At 67.7% G+C, this 18,251-nt stretch carries 20 protein-coding genes; 10 read left to right on the forward strand and 10 right to left on the reverse strand.

Going from position 1 to position 18,251, the window contains the following annotated elements:
• Positions 1–33 precede the first annotated feature (33 nt).
• Positions 34–1,296: an amidohydrolase family protein gene (locus G6N32_RS14055; protein WP_115320116.1), complete on the reverse strand. Its 1,263-nt coding sequence runs from the start codon at positions 1,294–1,296 to the stop codon at positions 34–36.
• Positions 1,297–1,321: 25 nt separating this feature from the next.
• Between G6N32_RS14055 and G6N32_RS14060 the strand changes: the two genes are divergently transcribed.
• Positions 1,322–2,209, forward strand: a complete 888-nt coding sequence (locus G6N32_RS14060) for an AraC family transcriptional regulator (protein WP_115320117.1) — start codon at positions 1,322–1,324, stop codon at positions 2,207–2,209.
• Positions 2,210–2,412: 203 nt separating this feature from the next.
• On the opposite strand, the gene G6N32_RS14065 is transcribed toward G6N32_RS14060, so the two are convergent.
• Positions 2,413–3,039 (reverse strand): hypothetical protein, encoded by a 627-nt coding sequence (locus G6N32_RS14065; RefSeq protein WP_115320118.1) that lies wholly within the window; start codon positions 3,037–3,039, stop codon positions 2,413–2,415.
• A gap of 218 nt (positions 3,040–3,257) precedes the next feature.
• Between G6N32_RS14065 and G6N32_RS14070 the strand changes: the two genes are divergently transcribed.
• The 3 genes from G6N32_RS14070 to G6N32_RS14080 all read left to right on the forward strand — a co-directional run bounded on the left by G6N32_RS14070 (position 3,258) and on the right by G6N32_RS14080 (position 6,205).
• Positions 3,258–3,695 (forward strand): hypothetical protein, encoded by a 438-nt coding sequence (locus tag G6N32_RS14070; protein ID WP_115320119.1) that lies wholly within the window; start codon positions 3,258–3,260, stop codon positions 3,693–3,695.
• Positions 3,696–3,746: 51 nt separating this feature from the next.
• Positions 3,747–5,216: an amidase gene (locus tag G6N32_RS14075; protein ID WP_115320120.1), complete on the forward strand. Its 1,470-nt coding sequence runs from the start codon at positions 3,747–3,749 to the stop codon at positions 5,214–5,216.
• Positions 5,217–5,290: 74 nt separating this feature from the next.
• The gene (locus G6N32_RS14080) at positions 5,291–6,205 is read left to right on the forward strand and encodes an alpha/beta fold hydrolase (RefSeq protein WP_115321178.1); all 915 of its coding nucleotides are present in this window, start codon (positions 5,291–5,293) and stop codon (positions 6,203–6,205) included.
• 63 nt (positions 6,206–6,268) lie between these two features.
• On the opposite strand, the gene G6N32_RS14085 is transcribed toward G6N32_RS14080, so the two are convergent.
• Together G6N32_RS14085 and G6N32_RS14090 are read right to left on the reverse strand one after the other, a co-directional pair.
• Positions 6,269–6,745 carry a hypothetical protein gene (locus G6N32_RS14085; RefSeq protein ID WP_232077663.1) on the reverse strand — a complete coding sequence of 159 codons (477 nt, stop codon included), beginning with the start codon at positions 6,743–6,745 and terminating at the stop codon, positions 6,269–6,271.
• A 107-nt stretch (positions 6,746–6,852) separates the two neighbouring features.
• A complete protein-coding gene (locus G6N32_RS14090) occupies positions 6,853–7,095 on the reverse strand; it encodes a hypothetical protein (protein WP_232077665.1) in 243 nt (80 codons plus the stop codon).
• Positions 7,096–7,340: 245 nt separating this feature from the next.
• Between G6N32_RS14090 and G6N32_RS14095 the strand changes: the two genes are divergently transcribed.
• Positions 7,341–7,598, forward strand: a complete 258-nt coding sequence (locus tag G6N32_RS14095; RefSeq protein ID WP_147292029.1) for a hypothetical protein — start codon at positions 7,341–7,343, stop codon at positions 7,596–7,598.
• Here G6N32_RS14095 and G6N32_RS14100 read toward each other — a convergent pair.
• From G6N32_RS14100 to G6N32_RS14110, 3 genes are read right to left on the reverse strand one after another with little or no spacing between them, the layout of a single operon-like run.
• Positions 7,595–8,860 carry a competence/damage-inducible protein A gene (locus G6N32_RS14100; protein WP_115320123.1) on the reverse strand — a complete coding sequence of 422 codons (1,266 nt, stop codon included), beginning with the start codon at positions 8,858–8,860 and terminating at the stop codon, positions 7,595–7,597. The genes G6N32_RS14095 and G6N32_RS14100 overlap by 4 nt on opposite strands.
• A 26-nt stretch (positions 8,861–8,886) precedes the next feature.
• A complete protein-coding gene (locus G6N32_RS14105; protein WP_115320124.1) occupies positions 8,887–9,351 on the reverse strand; it encodes a hypothetical protein in 465 nt (154 codons plus the stop codon).
• Positions 9,352–9,366: 15 nt separating this feature from the next.
• The gene (locus tag G6N32_RS14110) at positions 9,367–10,032 is read right to left on the reverse strand and encodes a GNAT family N-acetyltransferase (protein WP_115320125.1); all 666 of its coding nucleotides are present in this window, start codon (positions 10,030–10,032) and stop codon (positions 9,367–9,369) included.
• 206 nt (positions 10,033–10,238) lie between these two features.
• On the opposite strand from G6N32_RS14110, the gene G6N32_RS14115 reads away from it, so the two are divergent.
• Positions 10,239–12,995, forward strand: coding sequence for a glycoside hydrolase family 2 protein (locus tag G6N32_RS14115; RefSeq protein ID WP_232077667.1), 2,757 nt, complete (start codon positions 10,239–10,241; stop codon positions 12,993–12,995).
• An 86-nt stretch (positions 12,996–13,081) separates the two neighbouring features.
• Positions 13,082–13,978: a DMT family transporter gene (locus G6N32_RS14120; protein ID WP_115321180.1), complete on the forward strand. Its 897-nt coding sequence runs from the start codon at positions 13,082–13,084 to the stop codon at positions 13,976–13,978.
• Here G6N32_RS14120 and G6N32_RS14125 read toward each other — a convergent pair.
• Positions 13,975–14,400 (reverse strand): PPOX class F420-dependent oxidoreductase, encoded by a 426-nt coding sequence (locus tag G6N32_RS14125; RefSeq protein ID WP_115320126.1) that lies wholly within the window; start codon positions 14,398–14,400, stop codon positions 13,975–13,977. The genes G6N32_RS14120 and G6N32_RS14125 overlap by 4 nt on opposite strands.
• 53 nt (positions 14,401–14,453) lie before the next feature.
• On the opposite strand from G6N32_RS14125, the gene G6N32_RS14130 reads away from it, so the two are divergent.
• Entirely contained in the window at positions 14,454–15,278 is an 825-nt protein-coding gene (locus G6N32_RS14130) for an HAD family hydrolase (RefSeq protein ID WP_115320127.1), read from the forward strand.
• Between the two features lie 75 nt (positions 15,279–15,353).
• On the opposite strand, the gene G6N32_RS14135 is transcribed toward G6N32_RS14130, so the two are convergent.
• Positions 15,354–16,097, reverse strand: coding sequence for a glucose 1-dehydrogenase (locus G6N32_RS14135; RefSeq protein ID WP_115320128.1), 744 nt, complete (start codon positions 16,095–16,097; stop codon positions 15,354–15,356).
• Positions 16,098–16,204: 107 nt separating this feature from the next.
• Between G6N32_RS14135 and G6N32_RS14140 the strand changes: the two genes are divergently transcribed.
• Together G6N32_RS14140 and G6N32_RS14145 are read left to right on the forward strand one after the other, a co-directional pair.
• Positions 16,205–17,278: an NAD(P)H-dependent amine dehydrogenase family protein gene (locus G6N32_RS14140; protein ID WP_115320129.1), complete on the forward strand. Its 1,074-nt coding sequence runs from the start codon at positions 16,205–16,207 to the stop codon at positions 17,276–17,278.
• 78 nt (positions 17,279–17,356) lie between these two features.
• Positions 17,357–17,704: an aminopeptidase gene (locus G6N32_RS14145; protein WP_115321181.1), complete on the forward strand. Its 348-nt coding sequence runs from the start codon at positions 17,357–17,359 to the stop codon at positions 17,702–17,704.
• A 52-nt stretch (positions 17,705–17,756) separates the two neighbouring features.
• Here the strand turns inward: G6N32_RS14145 and G6N32_RS14150 are convergent, their stop codons facing one another.
• Positions 17,757–18,053: a hypothetical protein gene (locus G6N32_RS14150; protein ID WP_170310596.1), complete on the reverse strand. Its 297-nt coding sequence runs from the start codon at positions 18,051–18,053 to the stop codon at positions 17,757–17,759.
• Positions 18,054–18,251: the final 198 nt, after the last annotated feature.

Consider the following 18,251-nt stretch of genomic DNA (forward strand, 5'->3'; position numbering starts at 1 on the left):
TTCGCACGCTGGCGTCGATCTCGATGACGTGGCTTAGGTCTGCGCGAGCTGCTTCTCGGCGAAGCGGGCGGCCCACTCCGCTCGCGACCGGATGGACACATCGACGTCAGCGCCCTTGGCGCGCAGGCTCTTCACCGTCGCCTCGTCCCTTGTGGTGCGCGCGAACGGATCCCAGCTGAAGAACCGGCAGGAGTTCTCCCAGGTGATCTTGTTGATGTCGGAATCCGACGCGCCCGCCGCATTCAGCTCGGCCAGCACCTGCTCGGGTGCGTCCGGCCAGAAGCAATCCGAATGCGGGTAGTCGCACTCCCAGGCGATGATGTCGATGCCGATCTCGTGCCGCAGTTTCAGCGACGTCTTGTCGGTGACGTAGCAGGCCAGCGAGTGGTCCCGGAACACCTCACTGGGCAGCTGAGAGCCGAAGTCGCGGCGAAGCCACTTCTGGTTGGTGTAGTGCCGGTCGCTGCGATCCAGGTAGAACGGAATCCAGCCGATACCACCCTCGGAGAACGCGAACTTCAGATCCGGGTAGTTGCGCATCGCCGGTCCCCACAACAGATCCTGGGCACACATCGCCGATACCTGGGTGGCCAGGATGATCATGTTGTCGATCGGAGCGTTGGGCGCCATGCTGATCGCCCCGAATCCGGTGCCGATGTGCAGGCACATCACCACGTTCTCCTCGGACAGCGTCCGGAAGACCGGACCCCAGTAGTCCTCGTCGTGGTAGCTGGGCAGGCCCTCCAGGTGCGGCAGCTCGGGCATGGTGACGGCCCGGCAGCCCTTGGCCGCGACGCGGCGAATCTCGTTGCACATCCCTTCCGGCGTCCACGTCGGCAGGATCGCGATCGGGATGAAGCGGTCCGGGTACGTCCCGGCCCACTCGTCGATGTGCCAGTCGTTATAAGCCGACACCATCACCAACGTGACGTCTTCACGAGTCATGTTGAGGTGCCGGGCGGAGAAACCGGTGAAGGTCGGGAAGCACATCGAGGCGAGGATGCCGTTGCGGTTCATGTCGCGCACCCGCTCGTGGACGTCGTAGACGCCGGGGCGCATCTCGGCGAAGCCCGCCGGGTCGCGGCCCCACTCCTCGGCCGGCCACGAGACGACGGCGTTCAGGCCGCTGACACCCTGCGGGCGGCCCTGGTACATCCACTGGTCCACGCCTTTGTCGTCGGTGACGACGATCGGGGCCTCGGGCTTGTACTTGGCCGGAACATGATTGAGAAACATGTCGGGGGGCTCCACGACGTGATCGTCAATGCTCACCAGGATGAGGTCGTCGACATTCATGGCCTCAGTTGTACCCTCGATAATCATGACCGTCTCCGCACATTCGGCCAGACACTTGGCCGGAACGGCCAACAATGGACTGAGCGCCGGACCGGCCAAATCCAGACCGGAGCCTCGACCGGCCACTATCGGCCAGGTCGAGCTGCGCCGTGGTGGACGCGTTCTGGCCGGCAGCTATCTGTACGAGGGCGAGCTACTGGTCACCGGCTGGCATTTCCACGACGTGCATCAGATCGAATATGCGATCGGCGGGGTGGTCGAGGTCGAGACCGCGTCGGCGCACTATTTGCTGCCACCCCAGCAGGCCGCCTGGATTCCGGCCGGGCTGGAGCATCAGGCCACCATGAATCCCGCCGTCAAGACTCTGGCGGTGATGTTCGACCCGGCACTGATTCCGAGCGCCGGTAACCGTGCCCGGATCTTGGCGGTCTCCCCACTGATCCGGGAGATGATGCTCTACGCCCTGCGCTGGCCCATCTACCGCGACGCCGGCGACGACACGTCCGACGGGTTTTTCCGCACACTGGCCAATCTGGTGGCCGAGGCGCTGGATCACGAAGCGCCGCTGAGCCTTCCGAGCTCCCACGATCCGGTGGTCGCCGCCGCGATGGCCTACACCAAGGAGCACCTGCAGTCGGTGACGCTCGCCGACGTCTGCCGCGCGGTGGCCGTGTCGGAGCGAACGCTACGCAGGCAGTTCCATAGCGAGGCGCAGATGCCTTGGCGCACTTACCTTTTGCACGCCAGGATGCTGCGGGCAATGGCTTTGTTGGCCGCCCCCGCCCAGAGCGTGCAGCAAACCGCCACCGCGGTGGGCTTCGACAGCGTCGGGTCGTTCACCAGGGCCTTCAGCCAGTTCTGCGGGGAAACCCCGTCGTCATACCGACGACGGGTCACCAGCACCGGTATGTGAGGTGGGCGCGCGCCGCTCGTGCCAGCGCAGGCGCAGCAACAGCAGGCCGCGGTGCGCTTCGAACCCCAGCGACAACGGATGCCGCCAGGAGCCCGATCGTGTCCGCCGTGTTTGTGCCACACCACCACTGTGCCAGCCGATCGGCGCCGGCCGCCGCGACACACGTCGCAGTGTGCGGCTTGTCACCTGAAGTTCGTTGTCTGTCAAGAATCCTCGCCGGCACCGGTGATCGCGGCAACCAGCGGTTCGACATCGCCGCCGACGGCCTCGCGAACCTCGCGGCCGGCCCGCTTGACCGACTCGTTGACGTCGCCCCGGGCCGCGGTCGCGGTGGCCCGCAGTTCCTCGATGTTGCGGCCGAGTGCTGCCCGCACGTCATCGCCCTGGGTTGCGGCGGCTGCGACGGCGAACGCACCGTCGAGTGCGGACCCAGCGAGGGTGCCCTGCGCGGAGGCCACCGAACCGGCGACCTCACCGGCGTAGCCCAGGACGGCCACCGGCAAGGTGGCCTGATGACCGACGTAACTGACGACCGCGGCGCGCAACCGGCCGCGAGCGTCGTCGACCACATCCTGCACGCCGGTGCCGGTGCGTTCCCAGGCCGCGGCGATGGTCTCCCCGTCTTGGATGGCACCCGCGAAGGCAGCGGGGGCGTGCGCGATCGCGGTGGTGACATCTGTTGCGACATCGAGCAATTGGCTGCTCAGCGCCTGACCCGCGGCGATCTGCCGCTCGAGGACATGGCGGACGACGATGGTGGTCCGCTCCTGTGGCTGCTCGGCGGCGGCCTGCACGGCGGCTGTTTCGGGCTCGGTCGTGGTCTCAGACATGCGGCCAGTCAACTAGTCCGGGCCGACCGGACGATATCGGCGACGTGACAGGCCGGGCTCCGGAAGGCAAAGAGACGGTGCGGCACGACCCCTGGCGGCTGCCAGCATGCCACCAGCTGTCACCCAGTTAGTTGCCAGTAAGTCGTCTTATTCTCAATTTCCGCGTCCCGGCGCCTGTGACGCTGCCTTGTTCGGGGACCTGCCGTGGAGGAACACAGATGACCAAGCTTGTTCGGTTCGGACTCGGGGCACTCACGCTCGGTGCGATGTCACTCACGCTCGGATCCGGGGTGGCGCTGGCCGACGACTACGCCGGTCAGTCCTACTCCGACGCCTCCAAGGCGATCGGCGATGCCGGGCAGAAGGCTGTCATCGCGACATCCGTCGGCGATTCCACCGACCAGGGCGACTGTGTGGTGACGCGGTCACAGAAGGCCGACTGGCTCAAGGGCGACAACTTCTCCCCCGTCACCGACACCGTGCTTCTCTACTTGAACTGCAACGCCAAGCTTGCCACCGCGGGCAAGCCCGGCAACTCGCTGGCGAGCCCGGAGGGCCAGGCGGAAAAGGCGGCCGAAGAGGAGCAGGCGGCCAAGGACGCCGCCGCCCAGCAGAGCCAATCGAGCGAGCTGGCCACCCCCGGCGGTAACGGGTAGTTCCGCGCGCCAACTTGCCGGTGCCGGGTCCGGCGGCGAGGATCCGTGACAATGGATCCCACATTCGCCGCTGAGCTCGCCGACCTCGATGCCATCGGGCAGGCCGCGTTAGCCGCTTCCGGAGACGTGTCCGCCGCCGAGCTGCTCGACGCGGCGATCCTGCGACTCGACGCGGCCCGCGGGCTCAACGCCGTCATCACCGACCTGTTCGAGCGGGGACGCGACCAGGCCGTCGCCCTCGACCGAAGCGGTGCGCTACGCGGCGGGACCGCCGGGCCGGTGGCCGGGGTTCCCTTCCTGCTCAAGGATCTTGGTGCCTCGCTGGCCGGCGCCCGCGAGGCGATGGGTTCGCGGGCATTGCGCGACCACATCGCGCCGGAGACCGCGTGGATCGTGGAGCGTTATCTGGCCGCGGGACTGGTGGTGTTCGGCAAGACCAACACCCCGGAGTGGGGCAATCACTGCACCACCGAGCCGTCCCTGTTCGGCCGCACCGGCAATCCGTGGTCGCCGGACATCACCCCCGGTGGTTCCAGTGGCGGGTCTGCCTCGGCGGTGGCCGCCGGTGTCGTCCCGGCGGCCTCGGGCGGGGATGGCACCGGGTCGATCCGGGTGCCTGCGTCGTGCTGCGGCCTGGTCGGGCTCAAACCGCGACGTGCCCGCACCTCGTTCGCGCCGTCCGGGCAGCTGCTGGAGGGATTGGCCGTCGAACACGCACTGACGCGCACGGTGCGCGACAGCGCCGCTCTCCTCGACGCGGTCACCGGTGGCGCTCCCGGCGATCCGTACAACGCCGCACCGCCCGCCCAGGCCTATCTGCGCGCCATCGGTGAGCCGCCGCCGCGCCAGCGCATCCTGATCGCCACGCACTCCCCTTTCCCGGCTCCGCCGACCGACCCGCTCGTCGCCGCCGCCGTCGAATCTGCCGGGCGCGCATTGGAATCGGCCGGTCACCACATCGAACCGGGGGCGCCGTCGTTCGACCCCGATGTGGTCGCCGACGCGATCGCCGTGCTGCACAACGTCAGCAACGTGCAGCTGTACAACTTCGCGAAGGCCCATCTGAGCCGCGATCCCCGCGAGGACGAGTTCGAGCCCAGCAGCTGGGTGATGATGCGCGAGGGATTCACCACCGCCGGCGTCGACTACGCCGACGCGATCGAGGCCATCCACGCCCAGACCCGCCGGTTCGTCGCGGGAATGGGCGCCCACGACGTGTTACTGGTACCGACGTTGCTGGCACCGCCGCCGCACTACGGCATCCTGGATCAGCCGCGCGGCACCACCCGGGCTTTCTTCGACGTCGAGTTCGCGCACACCGGGTGGACCACCATGGCCAATGTGACCGGGTGGGCCGCGATCTCGTTACCGCTGGCGACCACCGAGGACGGACTACCCGTGGGTGTTCAGCTGATGGCTCGCGAAGAGACCGTGCTGCTGCAGCTGGCGGCCCAGTTCGAGCAGGCGGTCCCGTGGGCGCAGCGGCGCCCGGCAGGCTGGCTGGGCGGGCCCGCGGTCTGAGCGCCTTTGCTGTGCCCGTCCACCATTGCGTCGATCGGTGCAGCGGCCGCGGTCTCGCGTGAGACACTGTGCCCATGGTTGTCGCTATCGCGCGTCCCAAACTGGAAGGCAACGTCGCCGTCTCCGAGGACCGCCAGATCGGATTTGCCGAGTTCGGCTGCGCCCAGGGCCGTGCCGTGTTCTGGCTGCACGGCACCCCGGGGGCTCGCCGTCAGATTCCGGTGGAAGCGCGAGTGTTCGCCGAGCAGAACGACATTCGACTGATCGGTATCGACCGGCCGGGGATCGGCTCCTCCACGCCGTACCAGTACGAGAACGTGCTGGCCTTCTCGAAGGACCTGGCGATCATCGCCGACACCCTCGGTGTCGACAAGATGGCCGTCGTCGGCCTGTCCGGTGGCGGCCCCTATACGTTGGGCTGCGCGACGGCAATGCCGGACCGCATCGTGGCCGCCGGTGTGCTCGGCGGGGTGGCTCCCACCGTCGGGCCCGAGGCGATTGCCGGCGGATTGATGAAAGTCGGCACGTTTGCGGCACCGATCATCGAGGTCGCCGGGGCTCCACTGCGCCTGGCCGCGGTCAGCTTGATCCGGTTGATCCGCCCGGTGGCCGAGCCGGCCCTGTACATCTACGCCGGCATCTCCCCCGAGGGTGACCGCAAGATGCTCGTCCGCCCGGAGTTCAAGGCGATGTTCCTCGACGACCTGCTCAATGGCAGCCGCAAGCAGCTGGCGGCGCCGCTCGCCGACATCGTGGTGTTCGCCCGCGACTGGGGCTTCCGGCTCGACGAGGTCAAGGTGCCCGTGCGGTGGTGGCACGGCGACCGCGACCACATCGTGCCGTTCGCCCACGGCCAGCACGTGGTGTCCAAGCTGCCCGACGCCGAGCTCTACACGCTCTCCGGCGAGAGCCACCTGGCCGGCCTGGGGCGAGCCGAGGACATCCTGCGCACCATGCTCGACTTGTGGGACCGCGACGAGAAGGCGTGATCACTCACACCCGGTGAACGAAAGCCCGCGCCGCGCTGATCGGCGCCACGCGGGCCGTCGTCGTCACGCGCCGAGTTGGCTCTTGATCAACGCGTCCTGCTTCTGACCGAAGTCGATCACCAGATCGTTGGGTGCCGGGTCGGCGACGGGGCCGGAGAACTCCATCGACGACGCGGCGTTGCCCTCGGTGAAGTACAGGACACTCAGCGATCGGGTGCCGTCCGGTGAGGTCCCGGTGATCAGCTGTCCGCCCTGCCCGACGGGCGCGGCCACCGACTTCTGGTTGGCGACGGGGGTGGCAGCCTGAGCAGAGCTGATCGCACCGGCTGCCGCAGCCGGGTCGGCCAGCACCCACACGGTGTCGGTGATCGTGCGTCCGTCGCGGTGGGTGTACACCGTCATGGCGCCGGGCTGGCCGCCGGGATTCAGGGTGGGCGGCGCCGCCGTGTAGGCCAGCGAATCGGTCACCACATTGGGGTCGATCAGCAGGACGGTGTAATCGCCGGGGTCGGCCGATGCCATACCCGCGCCGAGCGTCATACCCGCCGATAACACCGCGGCGGTCAGGCCGCCAATACAACGAGAGTTCATATTCGAATACTTCCGTTCAGAAAGGGAATGAATACCGGGCTATTACATGCAGTCGATCAGCAGGGGTAGCAGCCCCAGCCGCGCCAGCCGTCGCGCCAGAAAAAGCCTGCGCCACAACCCATATTTCCGGTCCCGCCCTGGCAATCCAGCGCCGTGATGATCGGTGAATGCCCCGGGCCGGACGGCGTCGCATTGTTCGTCGATGCCGCATTGGCGGTAACCGCGCCGGCCAGTGAACCGGCGATCATTCCTGCCGTCGCAACACCCAAGATGAATTTTCGCATGAAGCTCTCCCCCATTAGGGTCACGCTGAATTGGACCGTTTCACGGTACGTGAGCAATTACGTCAATCGCGGCCATTTCGGCGGGTTCGTCAATGGTGTTCGTGGCCGAACTGGCCCGGGCTTATGCCCAATGCCCCTGCCGGCATGGGCCAGAAGTCTCTGTCGGTAAACGCAACGACAGGCCAAGCTGTCACATAAGCAATGGGGCTCACCGGTGAATTGACGGATAAGTCAGTGCGCCGCCGTCGAAAGGTGAAGTGATGAATGACGCCCTCGCAGAACGCAATTACGCCTGGCGCATGATTCGCGCCGCGCGGATATCGCACGCCGACGGTGCCAACGCCGATGCCGTCGAGAATCGCCGCGTGGATATCGAACTGCTGCTCAGCGAAGCCCTCGATGCAGGGTTGGGCCGGGCCGAGATCATCGTCGAACTGGCCGACCTCGGCGCACGTATGCATGCGCTGTGCAACCCCGACGAACTCGTCGCCGCCGACGCCGAAGGCTCTCTGGCCTAGGACAATCCGAGCAGCGCCCGCCGCAGCATGTGCATCGCCACGGTGGTGGAGCGCTCCCGGATGTCGGCGCGTTCCCCGGGCAGCCGAACCGACCGGCTGACCGTCGTGCCGTCGCCCAGCATCACGCAGAACCAGACGGTGCCCACTGGTTTGTCCTCGGTTCCACCATCCGGTCCGGCGATCCCGGTGATCGCGACCGCGGTGTCGGCCCCGAAGCGGCGCACCGCGCCCGCCGCCATCGCTTCGGCCACTTCCTGGGACACCGCGCCACACTGCTCGATGAGCCCGGGTGCGACGCCGAGCACATCGGCCTTCGCCTCATTCGCATAGGCCACCACCGCGCCGGCGACATAGGCCGACGAGCCGGCCCGTTCGGTCAGGCGGGCCGCCAGCAATCCGCCGGTGCAGGACTCCGCCGTCGCGATGCGCCGCCCCGCCAAGATCCGAGCGACCTGATCGTCGACGAGCGAACCGTCTTCGGAGAACAGCGTGTCCCCGTGCCGGCTGCGCACCAGTTCCATCAGCCGCGCGTAGGCCGGCTCGCTCTGCGGCTCGTAGCGGGTGACCATCTCCACCTCACCGCGCCGCAGGCACGTGGTGATCTCCAGGTCACCGAAACCCGGCAGGCTCTCGGCGTCTCGCAGCGTCTCGGCAAGTCCGGACTCGGCCAGCCCGAACATCCGGACCGTGTCCTGGCGGTAAACGGTCCGGCCGGCAATGGCCTGCTGGAAGGCGTCGTCCGCGACAGCGGCCGGCCACATCGCCTGAAGTTCGCGCGGCGGGCCGGGCAGCACCAGGACCGTCGGCGAGCCGGGGACCACCACACCGGGCGCCGTCCCGACGGGGTCGAGGACGTGGGCGCCCACCGGCACCATCGCCTGTTTGCGGTTGGCCGCGAGCACCGCGTCGAAGTCGACGCCGGTGAAGCGGGCCATCAGATGCTTCAGGATCGCCGCGATCTTGGCTTCCAGCTCGGTGTCGAGCGTCAGCTCACGACCGCAGAACCGCGCCACCATCTCCACTGTCATGTCGTCGGCCGTCGGGCCCAGCCCGCCGGAGGTGACGATCAGGTCGACACCTTCGGCGGCGAGGAACCGCAGCTGCGCCTCGATGTCGGCGGGACGGTCACCACAGATCGTGATGTGGGCCAGTTCGACGCCCAACTCCAGAAGCCGGTCGGCCACCCACGGACCGTTGCGATCCGCGACGCGTCCGGTGAGGACTTCGGTGCCGGTGACCACGATTCCCGCGCGCACGCTCATACCGAGCGAGATTACGCAGAGGCCGATCAGGCCACGGGATCGGGCGTGTGCCCGGTGGCCTCGCCCAACGCGTGCAGCCAGGCCTGGGTGTCGTTGACGTAGAACGCGATCTCGCCGGCCGCGGTGCGCACCACCAGATGGGTCCACCCGCCGGCGACACTGCCCTTGAACACTTTCGTCAGCCGCAACCCGGTGATGGAGTCCACCGGAATGCTGATCGTGGTGCCGGTCAGCGTGAGGAACACCAGCCGCCGCCGGGTCAGCGCGATGCGCCCGTTGTTCTTCACCGTGGGGAAGCCGGGCGCGGTCGAGCCCCGATAGTTGCCCTTCTCCAGCGGGCGCACGATGGTCTCCACCGCCAGCTCGGTGCCGAGCTGCTCGGCGGCGGCGCGATACCTGCCGCGGTAGATCAGCACGATCACCCCTGCGATGAGTCCGAGCACCGCGAGGATGCCGACCACCAGCAGGACGACCTGCACGGCGACGTTCACCTGCGGCGCCCAGGCTCAGCGCGGGGCCGCGCCGGGGGCCCGGACCACCAACGGAACGGCGGGGAACGCCGCCGCCATCTCCGAGCGGCATCTGCGCAGGGCGGCGGTGCCGTACCCCTTCTTTCGGTGATCGGGATGAATCCAGATCCGCACGTTGACCTCGCCGCCGACCAGCTCGCCGAACACCAGGCCGACCTTCTCGTCACCGTCGAGAGCGACAAACCACGCCGCCTCCTCGGCCGTCAAACGGTCTCGCGCCGAACGAATTTCGTCATCAACCAGCCCGGCGGGCGCCCCGGAACCGTCACCGGCAGCGCCGATCTCCTGGGTGCGCGTTGCGAAGATGTCGCGATCGGACTCGTCGGCGAACGGGCGCAGCTGCAGGCTCTCGTCGGTGCTGGCCGGCCGCTCACCCAGGGTGAAGGAGAGCTGGCTGTTGAGATCTCGCAGTTCGGCGGTGATGCGGTCCCGCGAATCTCTGGTCACCTGTTCGAAGGACAGCCCGAGCACGGCCTCGGTCCCGCGGCGCGACGTGCCGAGCAGTTCGGTGATGGCGGTGATCGCCGAGTCCCGGTTGTCGGAGGCGACGATGGCGTCGATCACTTCGTGGCGGCGCTCGAGCGCGGTGAGCAGAGCATCGGCGATCTCGCGGCGGGCCGCAGCGCGGTCTTGGTCGGTCATGGCCCCAGCGTAGATCCGCCCGCCCCACTTCGGCGGCGCTGCGCCGAACTCCGGCCACTAACCTGGACCGGGGGTCAGGAGTGCGCTGTTGCACACGAACCAGATACGGCGTTTGCGCCTCTGCTCTGCCAAGATGAACGCGCGGCTGATGAACGGTTGCGCGGGGGTGTCCTGTCGCGGATCTCGAGTTGAGGAGTTTGGGGACGGTGGCGAAAACCCTCGGCACACTCTCCGTCTTGCTGCTCCTGCTGCTGTGCGCCGGTGACCTGCGCGTGTTCAGCGGCCCGCAACCGCGGCCCGCCCAGGACATCGAGCTGTCCGACGGCTGGAGCCTGACCTCGGCGCAGGGCGTTGGCGCCGATGGCGCGGCCATCTCGTCCACCACCTACGACGCCGCCGCCTGGCACCCGGTGCGCCGGATGCCGGCCACCGTCCTGGAGACCCTGCAGGACGACGGCGTCTACCCGAACCTCTACTACGGCAAGAACCTGCTCCAGAACGTCCCGCAAGACCTCTACGAGCAGGACTGGTGGTACCGCACGACGTTCAACGCGCCGGCCGATTACCCCACCTACGTGCTGGACTTCCCCGGCATCAACTACCGCGCCGAGGTGTGGCTCAACGGCCGCCGCGTCGCTGACAACAGGCAAGTCGTCGGCATGTACAACGACCACGAACTCGACGTGACGCGGTGGATCAGGCAGGGCCAGCCGAACACCCTCGCCGTCAAGGTCACCCCCGAACGGGCCATCCAGGACGTCAACGGCGTCGAACTCGCCGACAGCTGGTACGACTGGATCAACTGGCGCTACCTGGGCTATCAGGGCCCCGACAAGAACGCCGCCAATGGCAACTCCTTCGTGCCCGACCGCAACGCCGGCATCTGGAAACCGGTGTACCTCAAGACATCCGGGCGGGTGTCGATCGGCGACGCCACGGTCAACACGCAACTACCACTACCGGACACCGACAGCGCGCGGCTGACGGTGTACGCGCCGCTGAAGAATTACTCGACCGAGAAGGTGCGCGGCCTGCTGCGCGCCACGATCACCCGCGATGGCAAGGCGCCCGTCCACGTCGACGAGCCGGTCACGCTGATGCCCGGCGAGCAGCGTGAGATCACGCTGAGCCCCGAGAAGTTCACGGCGCTGACCATCGAGCACCCCGACCTGTGGTGGCCGTACACGATGGGCAGACCAGACCTGTACAACCTCAAGCTGGAGTTCGTCCAGAACGGCCAGGCGACCGAGGTGGCGACGCAGAAGTTCGGCATCCGCACCATCACCCAGGGCCGCGACTCCGACGACTCGTTCGCCGAGCTGGGCACCGGCGGCAACTTCTACCTCCAGGTCAACGGCAAGAACTTCCTGGTCCGAGGCGCCACCTACACACCCGACCTGCTCTACAAGTACGACCCGGAGCGCGACGCCGCGATCCTGGGCTACGTCAAGGACCTCGGGCTGAACATGCTGCGACTGGAGTCGAAGATCTCGTCGCAGCGCTTCGTCGAGCAGGCCGACGAGCTCGGCATTCCGCTGATGTACGGCTGGATGTGCTGCAACCAGTGGGAGAAGTGGCAGCAGTGGGACGACGAGGATCGTCGCGTCTCGCAGGACAGCATGCGCTCGCAGATCGAGATGCTGCGCTCGCACGCCTCGGTGTTCGTGTGGGCCAACGGCAGCGACGGCCGACCGCCGGCCGATGTGCTGACCGAATACCACCAGATCCTGTCCGACCTGCATTGGCAGAACGCCACCGTCGACACGGTGTCGTCGCTGAACCGGGACGCCGACGGCAAGCAACTGTGGGACGGCATCCAGATGGCCGGGCCTTACACCTGGCGGCCGCCGTCGTACTGGTTCGCCGGCCAATACGGCGCGGCCCGCGGCTCGTCGGCCGAACAGGGCGACAACGAACACATCCCGCCGTTTGCGAGCCTGCAGAAGTTCATCCCGCCCGACAAGCTCTGGCCGATCAATGACACCTGGTTCTTCCACGCCGGCTCGGATCCGCAGAACTCGCGCCTGGTCAACGTCCAGCGGGTGATCGACCGCCGCTACGGCCCGTCCACCAACGCCCGGATGTTCGCCGACAAGGCGCAGCTGGCCCACTACGAGGCCACCCGCGCGCAGTTCGAATCGTTCGCGGCCAACGGCTGGGACGGGCACAAGATGACGATCTATTGGATGCTCAACAGCCACTGGCCGTCGTTCTTCGGCAACATCTTCGACTACTACCTGCGCCCCGGTGGGGCCTACTACGGCGCCAAGAAGGGGTTGCAGCCGCTGTCGGTCGTGTTCGACTCCTACGCCACCGGTAACCATCGTCAGGCCAAGGTGACCGTCGTCAACCAGACCCCGGAAACCCACGAAAACCTGCGAGTCCGGGTCCGCATCTACGGCCTCAACGGCGCGCTGCGCGACGAGCGGGCCGCCGACGACATCGCCGTCGACCCGGGCGGGGCGGTGCAGGCAATGACGCTGCCGCCCGGACCGGCCGACTCCCCGGTGTTCTTCGTCCGCTGCGAACTGCTCGACGCGGACGGCACCGTCGTCGCCAACAACGTGTACTGGCAGTCCCGGCGGGTCGATGACGTCGGTCCGCCGGCCATGGACGCGGCGTTCAACTCCAACCAGGTGAGCTGGGCCGACATGACCGCGCTGAACTCGATGCCGAAGGTGCCGCTGCAGGTCAGTGCCACCGGCGGCGACGACGCCGGCCGCGACGTCACGATCAGCCTGCACAACCCGACACCGCAGATCGCGTTCTTCGAACGCGCCGAACTGCTCACCGGTCCGCTCGCCGACGAGATCCTGCCCATCCAGTACGACGACAACTACGTGACGGTGTTCCCCGGCGAGACCGTCCAGATCAAGGGCCGGGTCCCCGGGTCGGGACCCGCCCCGGCGTGGGTCAGGGTCACCGGGTACAACAGCACACCGGTGGTCGTGCAGGTTCGCTGACCCACGCGACGTCGCTGACGTCGGCCGATCCGCGCGTGCCCTACATTCGGTGATGCGCCGCGGGACAACCAGTGAAGGGACGGATATTGCTGCAGCACGCGCTCGTCGTGGCGGCCGCCCTCGCCGGTGCGGTGTTCGCGGCCATCGGGATCGTGGTCCGTCAGCGGGCCACCATGGACGTCCCCCGCGATCAAGGTGTCAGCACAGTGATGGTCTCGACGCTGCTGCGCCGCCGGCTCTGGTGGGCAGGCACCGCATCCGCGGTGACGGGATATGCGTTCCAGGCGGTCGCGCTGGCCTACGGCTCGCTGCTGCTGGTCGCCCCACTCATGGTGTCCGCGTTGCTGTTCGCGCTGCCGCTGAGCGCGCGGCTGGCACACCGCCGGGTGTCTCGCGGCGAGTGGGGCTGGGCGATGCTGCTCACGCTCGCGTTGGCGGTGTTCGTGTCGCTGGCCCGCACCAAGCCCGGCGACTATGACGGCGCGACGGTGCCTGCGGTGGTGGTGGCCGGGGTGAGCCTGCTGTTCGTGGCCGGCTGCCTGCTGGTGGCGGTGCGGCTCTCGGACTGGCGACGGGCGATCCTGCTGGCGGTCGGTGTCGGTGTGCTGTTCGGTGTGGTGGCGGTCCTGACGAAGCTCGTCATGCACGCCGTACGCGAAGGCGACATGGGGCGGTTGTTCACCTCGCCGGTGCTCTACGTGGTGATCGTCGTCGGCGTGGTGGCCACTCTGCTGCAGCAGTCGGCATTCCACGCCGGATCGCTGCGGGCTTCGGTCCCGGCGATGCTGGTGCTCGAACCGGTGATCGCCGTGCTGATCGGTGAGGTGGTGCTCGGCGAGCACCTCGCGGTCACCAAGCCGGTCGCGGTCGTGTTGGCTGTGGCCGTCGGCGCCATGGCTGCGGCCACGATTGCGCTGGGCCGCGATGAGGGCGCCTGGGAAGAAGAGCTCGAAGCGGCGGCCAAGACCCGCCGCGACGGTTAGCTCGCCCAGGGGCCGATGCCGCCGACGGCGTCGATCCGGATCCGGGTCAGATATCCCGGCGGAGCGTCCGGAGGTGGGAACACCACGTTCTCGTCGGTGACCATCACAGCGGCGAGATCCCGCAGGACTTCGGGCGCACCGCCCTCCACGATGCGGGCGGTGCCGGTGACCGACAGATAGGGCCGCATGACGGCGCCCGGCTCGGTCGAGACGATGGTGAGTGCCACCCGTCCGTCGCGGCGCACGTTGCGGACCTTCTTGTGCTCGGACAGGTGAGCGGTCACCAGCTCGTCGCCGTCCTCACCGGACTGCACCGTCACCCACACCAGCGACACCTGAGGGCTGCCGTCGGGATTGAGGGTGACCAGCGTGGCGTCGGCACCGGAGCCGATCAGAGCGCGTGCGGCGTCGTTGAGCTTCATGTGGCGTGCAACACCGTGGGGACCGGGGCATTCCCGCGCATCGGCATGATGGTGTGGTGACACCGTCCTCGGATCCGCTCGCGCAGATCGCCGGGAGCCCGCCGGGTCCGGCGGTCGGCGCGTTCTTCGACCTCGACGGCACCCTGGTCGCCGGTTTCACCGCGACCGCGCACGCCAGCGACCGGGTCCGCCGCGGGCAGGCCCGGATCGGCGAGGTGCTCGGGGTGATCGAGGCCTCGCTGCGCTACAAGCTGGGCCGCATGCAGTTCGAGCGGCTGTTGGTCCGCGCCGCGGGATATCTGCGCGGTGAGTCGCTGGCCGAGCTCGACCAGATCGGTGAGCGGCTCTACACCGAGCAGGTGGCGGCGCGGGTGTACCCGCTGATGCGCGAGATCGTCGCCGCGCACCGGGATCGCGGGCATTCCGTCGTGCTCAGTTCGTCGGCGTTGACCATCCACGCCGAGCCGGTGGCGCGTGCGCTGGGGATCGACGACGTCATCTGCAACACCTTCGAGCTGGACGACGCCGGTCGCCTGACCGGCAACATCGACAGGCCGATCATCTGGGGACGCCAGAAAGCCGCTGCGGTGCAACGGTTTTGCGAAGCAAACGACATCGACCTGGCCGGCAGCTTTTTCTATGCCGACGGCGACGAGGACGCCGCCCTGATGCGGCTGGTCGGGCATCCCCGCCCGGTGAATCCGCGACCGGGCCTGGCCGCGAAGGCCGCGGCGAGTGACTGGCCGGTGCTCCGGTTGTCGATCCCCGGTCGCCGCAGCGGCGCTGCGAATGCGATCGGCCACTTCCCCGCGCTGGGACGGGCAGCACTCGGCGCGGCGTTCGGCTCCCTGGCGCTGCGGACCCGCCGGCGCGACTGATCAGCGGCTGATTGCTACGGCCCGATCGTCTCGCTCCTTCTCCGCCTCGTACCTCGGCGGCATCGGTCGACTCGACTACGGCAGCGCGCGGTGCGGCACGTCGGTGATCAGACCGCCGTCGACGACGTATTCCGAGCCGGTCGAGAATGATGACTCGTCGCTGGCCAGGAACACGATGAACGTGGCGACCTCTTCGGGCTTGCCGGGGCGGCCGAGCGGGGCGCTCACCATGTCGTCGGGAAAGTGCTTGGTCATCGGGGTGCGGATGAAGCCCGGGTGCACCGAGTTGACCCGGATGTTGTCCGACGCCAGCTCCAGGGCCGCCGACTTGGTCAGCCCGCGCAGACCCCACTTGGAGGCGACGTAGCTGTGCACCCAGGACGCGCCGCGCATCCCTTCTATGGATGAGACGTTGATGATCGAGCCGCCACCGGACTCCTTCATCGACGGCAGGACGGCTTGGATACCCAGCAGCGCGCCGGTCAGGTTGACGTCGAGGACCTTCTTCCACCGCTCCACATCGAGCGACTTCAGTGGCGCGACCTGGACGATGCCCGCGTTGTTCACCAGCACGTTGACCTTGCCGAAGTCGGCAATCGCGAGCTCGACGGCAGCTTTCCACTGATCGGCCTCGGTGACGTCGAGGTGCACGTAGCGCGCGGCGTCCCCGAGCTCGTCGGCGAGCTCTTTGCCCTTGTCGTCGAGGATGTCTCCGATCACGACCTTGGCGCCTTCGGCGACCAGCATCCGCGCGTCAGCGGCGCCCATCCCCTGTGCGCCACCAGTGATGATGGCTACCTTGTCGTCTACGCGTCCCATGAGCCGACAGGCTACCGGTAGCTCTCGCCGCGAGGTAGAACCTGTTCCAGTTTCGGCGCCGAGTGCGCATACTGAACGCACCGCAGACCCGAACTTGAGGAGAATCTATGGCCATCCGCGTTGCCCACATCGGCACCGGAAACGTCGGCCGGATAGCGCTATCCGAGTTGATCGAGAACCCGGGGTTCGAGCTGACCGGGCTGTGCGTGTCGGCCGACGAGAAGGTGGGCAAGGACGCGGGCGAGCTGGCCGGCCTCGATGTGGAGACCGGAATCCTGGCCACCAAAGACCTCGACGCGGTGCTGGCGACCGAACCCGAGTGTGCGGTGTATTGCGCGATGGGCGACACCCGGATGCCCGAGGCCATGGAGGACGTCCGCAAGATCCTGGCCGCCGGTATCAACGTCGTCGGATCATCGCCCGGGTTGCTGCAGTACCCCTGGGGCGTGATGCCCGACAAGTACATCCAGAGAGTGGAAGACGCGGCCCGACAAGGCAATTCGAGTCTGTTCATCAGCGGTGTCGACCCGGGCTTCGTCAACGATCTGATCCCGCTCGCGCTGGCCAGCACCTGTCAGCGCATCGAGCAGGTGCGATGCATGGAGATCCACGATTACGCGTCCTACGACGGCGCAGAAGTCATGCACTACATGGGTTTTGCCCGCTCCATGGACGAGATCCCGATGCTGCTGCAGCCCGGAGTGCTCAGCATCGCCTGGGGCACGGCGATCCGGCAGCTGGCCGCCGGCCTGGGCATCGAGGTCGACGAGATCACCGAGTCGTACCAACGCGAACCCGCGCCAGAGGATTTCGACATCGCGGTCGGTCATGTCGCCAAGGGCACCCTGGCCGTCCTGCAGTTCGAGATCCGCGGAATGGTCAACGGCCACCCCGCGATCGTCATCGAGCACATCACCCGGTTGCGCCCCGATCTGCGTCCGGATTTGCCACAGCCCGCAGCTGGCGGCGGCTCGTACCGCATCGAAATCACCGGTGAGCCTTCGTACGCGGTGGACATCGTCCCGAGCAGCAGTTACGGCGACCACAACCAGGCCGCGATCGCCGGCGCCGCCGGCCGCATCGTCAACGCCATCCCTGCGGTGATCGCCGCCCCGCCCGGCATCCGCACCACTTTGAACCTGCCGCTGGTCTCCGAGGTCGAGTTGTTCGCCAAGCCCTGACAGGTACGCGCCGCGTTTGACCGAATGGCCGCCGGGGTAAACCCGGCACCGATTCGACGGATGCGTAAGGAGACCCTCATGTCGGTGCGTCGGGTGGTTCTGCTGGTCGGTGCGGTGCTGCTGGTGGTCGGCGTCATTGCGATGCTGGTGCCGGTGTCCACCCCGGACGGCAACGGCGGCAGCATCGGTTGCGGCAACGCCGTCTCGGCCGACCTGTCCTCAGCGCGTGCGGCCAATGACAAGAACGTCGTCGCCAATGTGCCGATCCTGAACCAGCTCGTCCCGCACACCGACTTCGTGGCGCAGTGCCAGTCGTCGGTGTCGCAGCGGCGGTCCTGGTCGATTCCGGTGGCCGTGATCGGACTGCTGGTGGCGGGCGGCTCGCTGCTGGTCAGCAGCCGACGAGGAGTCGGCTCGACCAGCTAGCCGACGAGGAGTCGGCTCGGCGAGCTAGCCGCAGCGGCAGCGGCAGCAAAACCTAGGGCCGGTAACCCGGAACAATCAGCGTGCCCGGGTAATTCACGTAGTACGACAGGCAGATCGGGCTGTGCCGGCAGGCGATGATCGCACCGGCGTCGGGCGCCCCGCCGATGGCGTGATTGCCCCGCGGCGGCAGTCCGCAGTTCACCACATAGGGATTGAGCGGCACGACGCCGTTCGTGCAATCGGGACCGGTCTCGGCGGCCGCGGGGATGGCCGGAACCAGGGCCGCGATCAGGGCGGCCGCGAAGCCGAGCAACGCGACGCGCCGCATCCGAAGTGTCGAGACAACCATGGCTGCACCCTCTCGCCGGCGATGACCGACACGGCCAACAGTACTCCGACCAGAACCGACGTCAGGGCCTCTTGCTGGGGTGATTGCGCCGATAGGCATTCGTTTGCGCACCGATGGCGGATACCTGCAACTGGCGCGTGCCGCGCGTACTAAACTAGAACACGTTCCAATATGTCTACGCCCTCGCTTGAACGCTTG

Source organism: Mycolicibacterium aichiense (assembly GCF_010726245.1).
GTDB classification, from domain to species: Bacteria; Actinomycetota; Actinomycetes; order Mycobacteriales; family Mycobacteriaceae; genus Mycobacterium; species Mycobacterium aichiense.

Coding starts and splice junctions, on each gene's coding strand:
- G6N32_RS14055 (WP_115320116.1), bottom strand. CDS start 1,296: ATGAATGTCGACGACCTCATCCTGGTGAGCATTGACGATCACGTCGTG.
- G6N32_RS14060 (WP_115320117.1), top strand. CDS start 1,322: ATGACCGTCTCCGCACATTCGGCCAGACACTTGGCCGGAACGGCCAAC.
- G6N32_RS14065 (WP_115320118.1), bottom strand. CDS start 3,039: ATGTCTGAGACCACGACCGAGCCCGAAACAGCCGCCGTGCAGGCCGCC.
- G6N32_RS14070 (WP_115320119.1), top strand. CDS start 3,258: ATGACCAAGCTTGTTCGGTTCGGACTCGGGGCACTCACGCTCGGTGCG.
- G6N32_RS14075 (WP_115320120.1), top strand. CDS start 3,747: ATGGATCCCACATTCGCCGCTGAGCTCGCCGACCTCGATGCCATCGGG.
- G6N32_RS14080 (WP_115321178.1), top strand. CDS start 5,291: ATGGTTGTCGCTATCGCGCGTCCCAAACTGGAAGGCAACGTCGCCGTC.
- G6N32_RS14085 (WP_232077663.1), bottom strand. CDS start 6,745: ATGACGCTCGGCGCGGGTATGGCATCGGCCGACCCCGGCGATTACACC.
- G6N32_RS14090 (WP_232077665.1), bottom strand. CDS start 7,095: ATGGGGGAGAGCTTCATGCGAAAATTCATCTTGGGTGTTGCGACGGCA.
- G6N32_RS14095 (WP_147292029.1), top strand. CDS start 7,341: ATGAATGACGCCCTCGCAGAACGCAATTACGCCTGGCGCATGATTCGC.
- G6N32_RS14100 (WP_115320123.1), bottom strand. CDS start 8,860: ATGAGCGTGCGCGCGGGAATCGTGGTCACCGGCACCGAAGTCCTCACC.
- G6N32_RS14110 (WP_115320125.1), bottom strand. CDS start 10,032: ATGACCGACCAAGACCGCGCTGCGGCCCGCCGCGAGATCGCCGATGCT.
- G6N32_RS14125 (WP_115320126.1), bottom strand. CDS start 14,400: ATGAAGCTCAACGACGCCGCACGCGCTCTGATCGGCTCCGGTGCCGAC.
- G6N32_RS14135 (WP_115320128.1), bottom strand. CDS start 16,097: ATGGGACGCGTAGACGACAAGGTAGCCATCATCACTGGTGGCGCACAG.
- G6N32_RS14140 (WP_115320129.1), top strand. CDS start 16,205: ATGGCCATCCGCGTTGCCCACATCGGCACCGGAAACGTCGGCCGGATA.
- G6N32_RS14145 (WP_115321181.1), top strand. CDS start 17,357: ATGTCGGTGCGTCGGGTGGTTCTGCTGGTCGGTGCGGTGCTGCTGGTG.
- G6N32_RS14150 (WP_170310596.1), bottom strand. CDS start 18,053: ATGGTTGTCTCGACACTTCGGATGCGGCGCGTCGCGTTGCTCGGCTTC.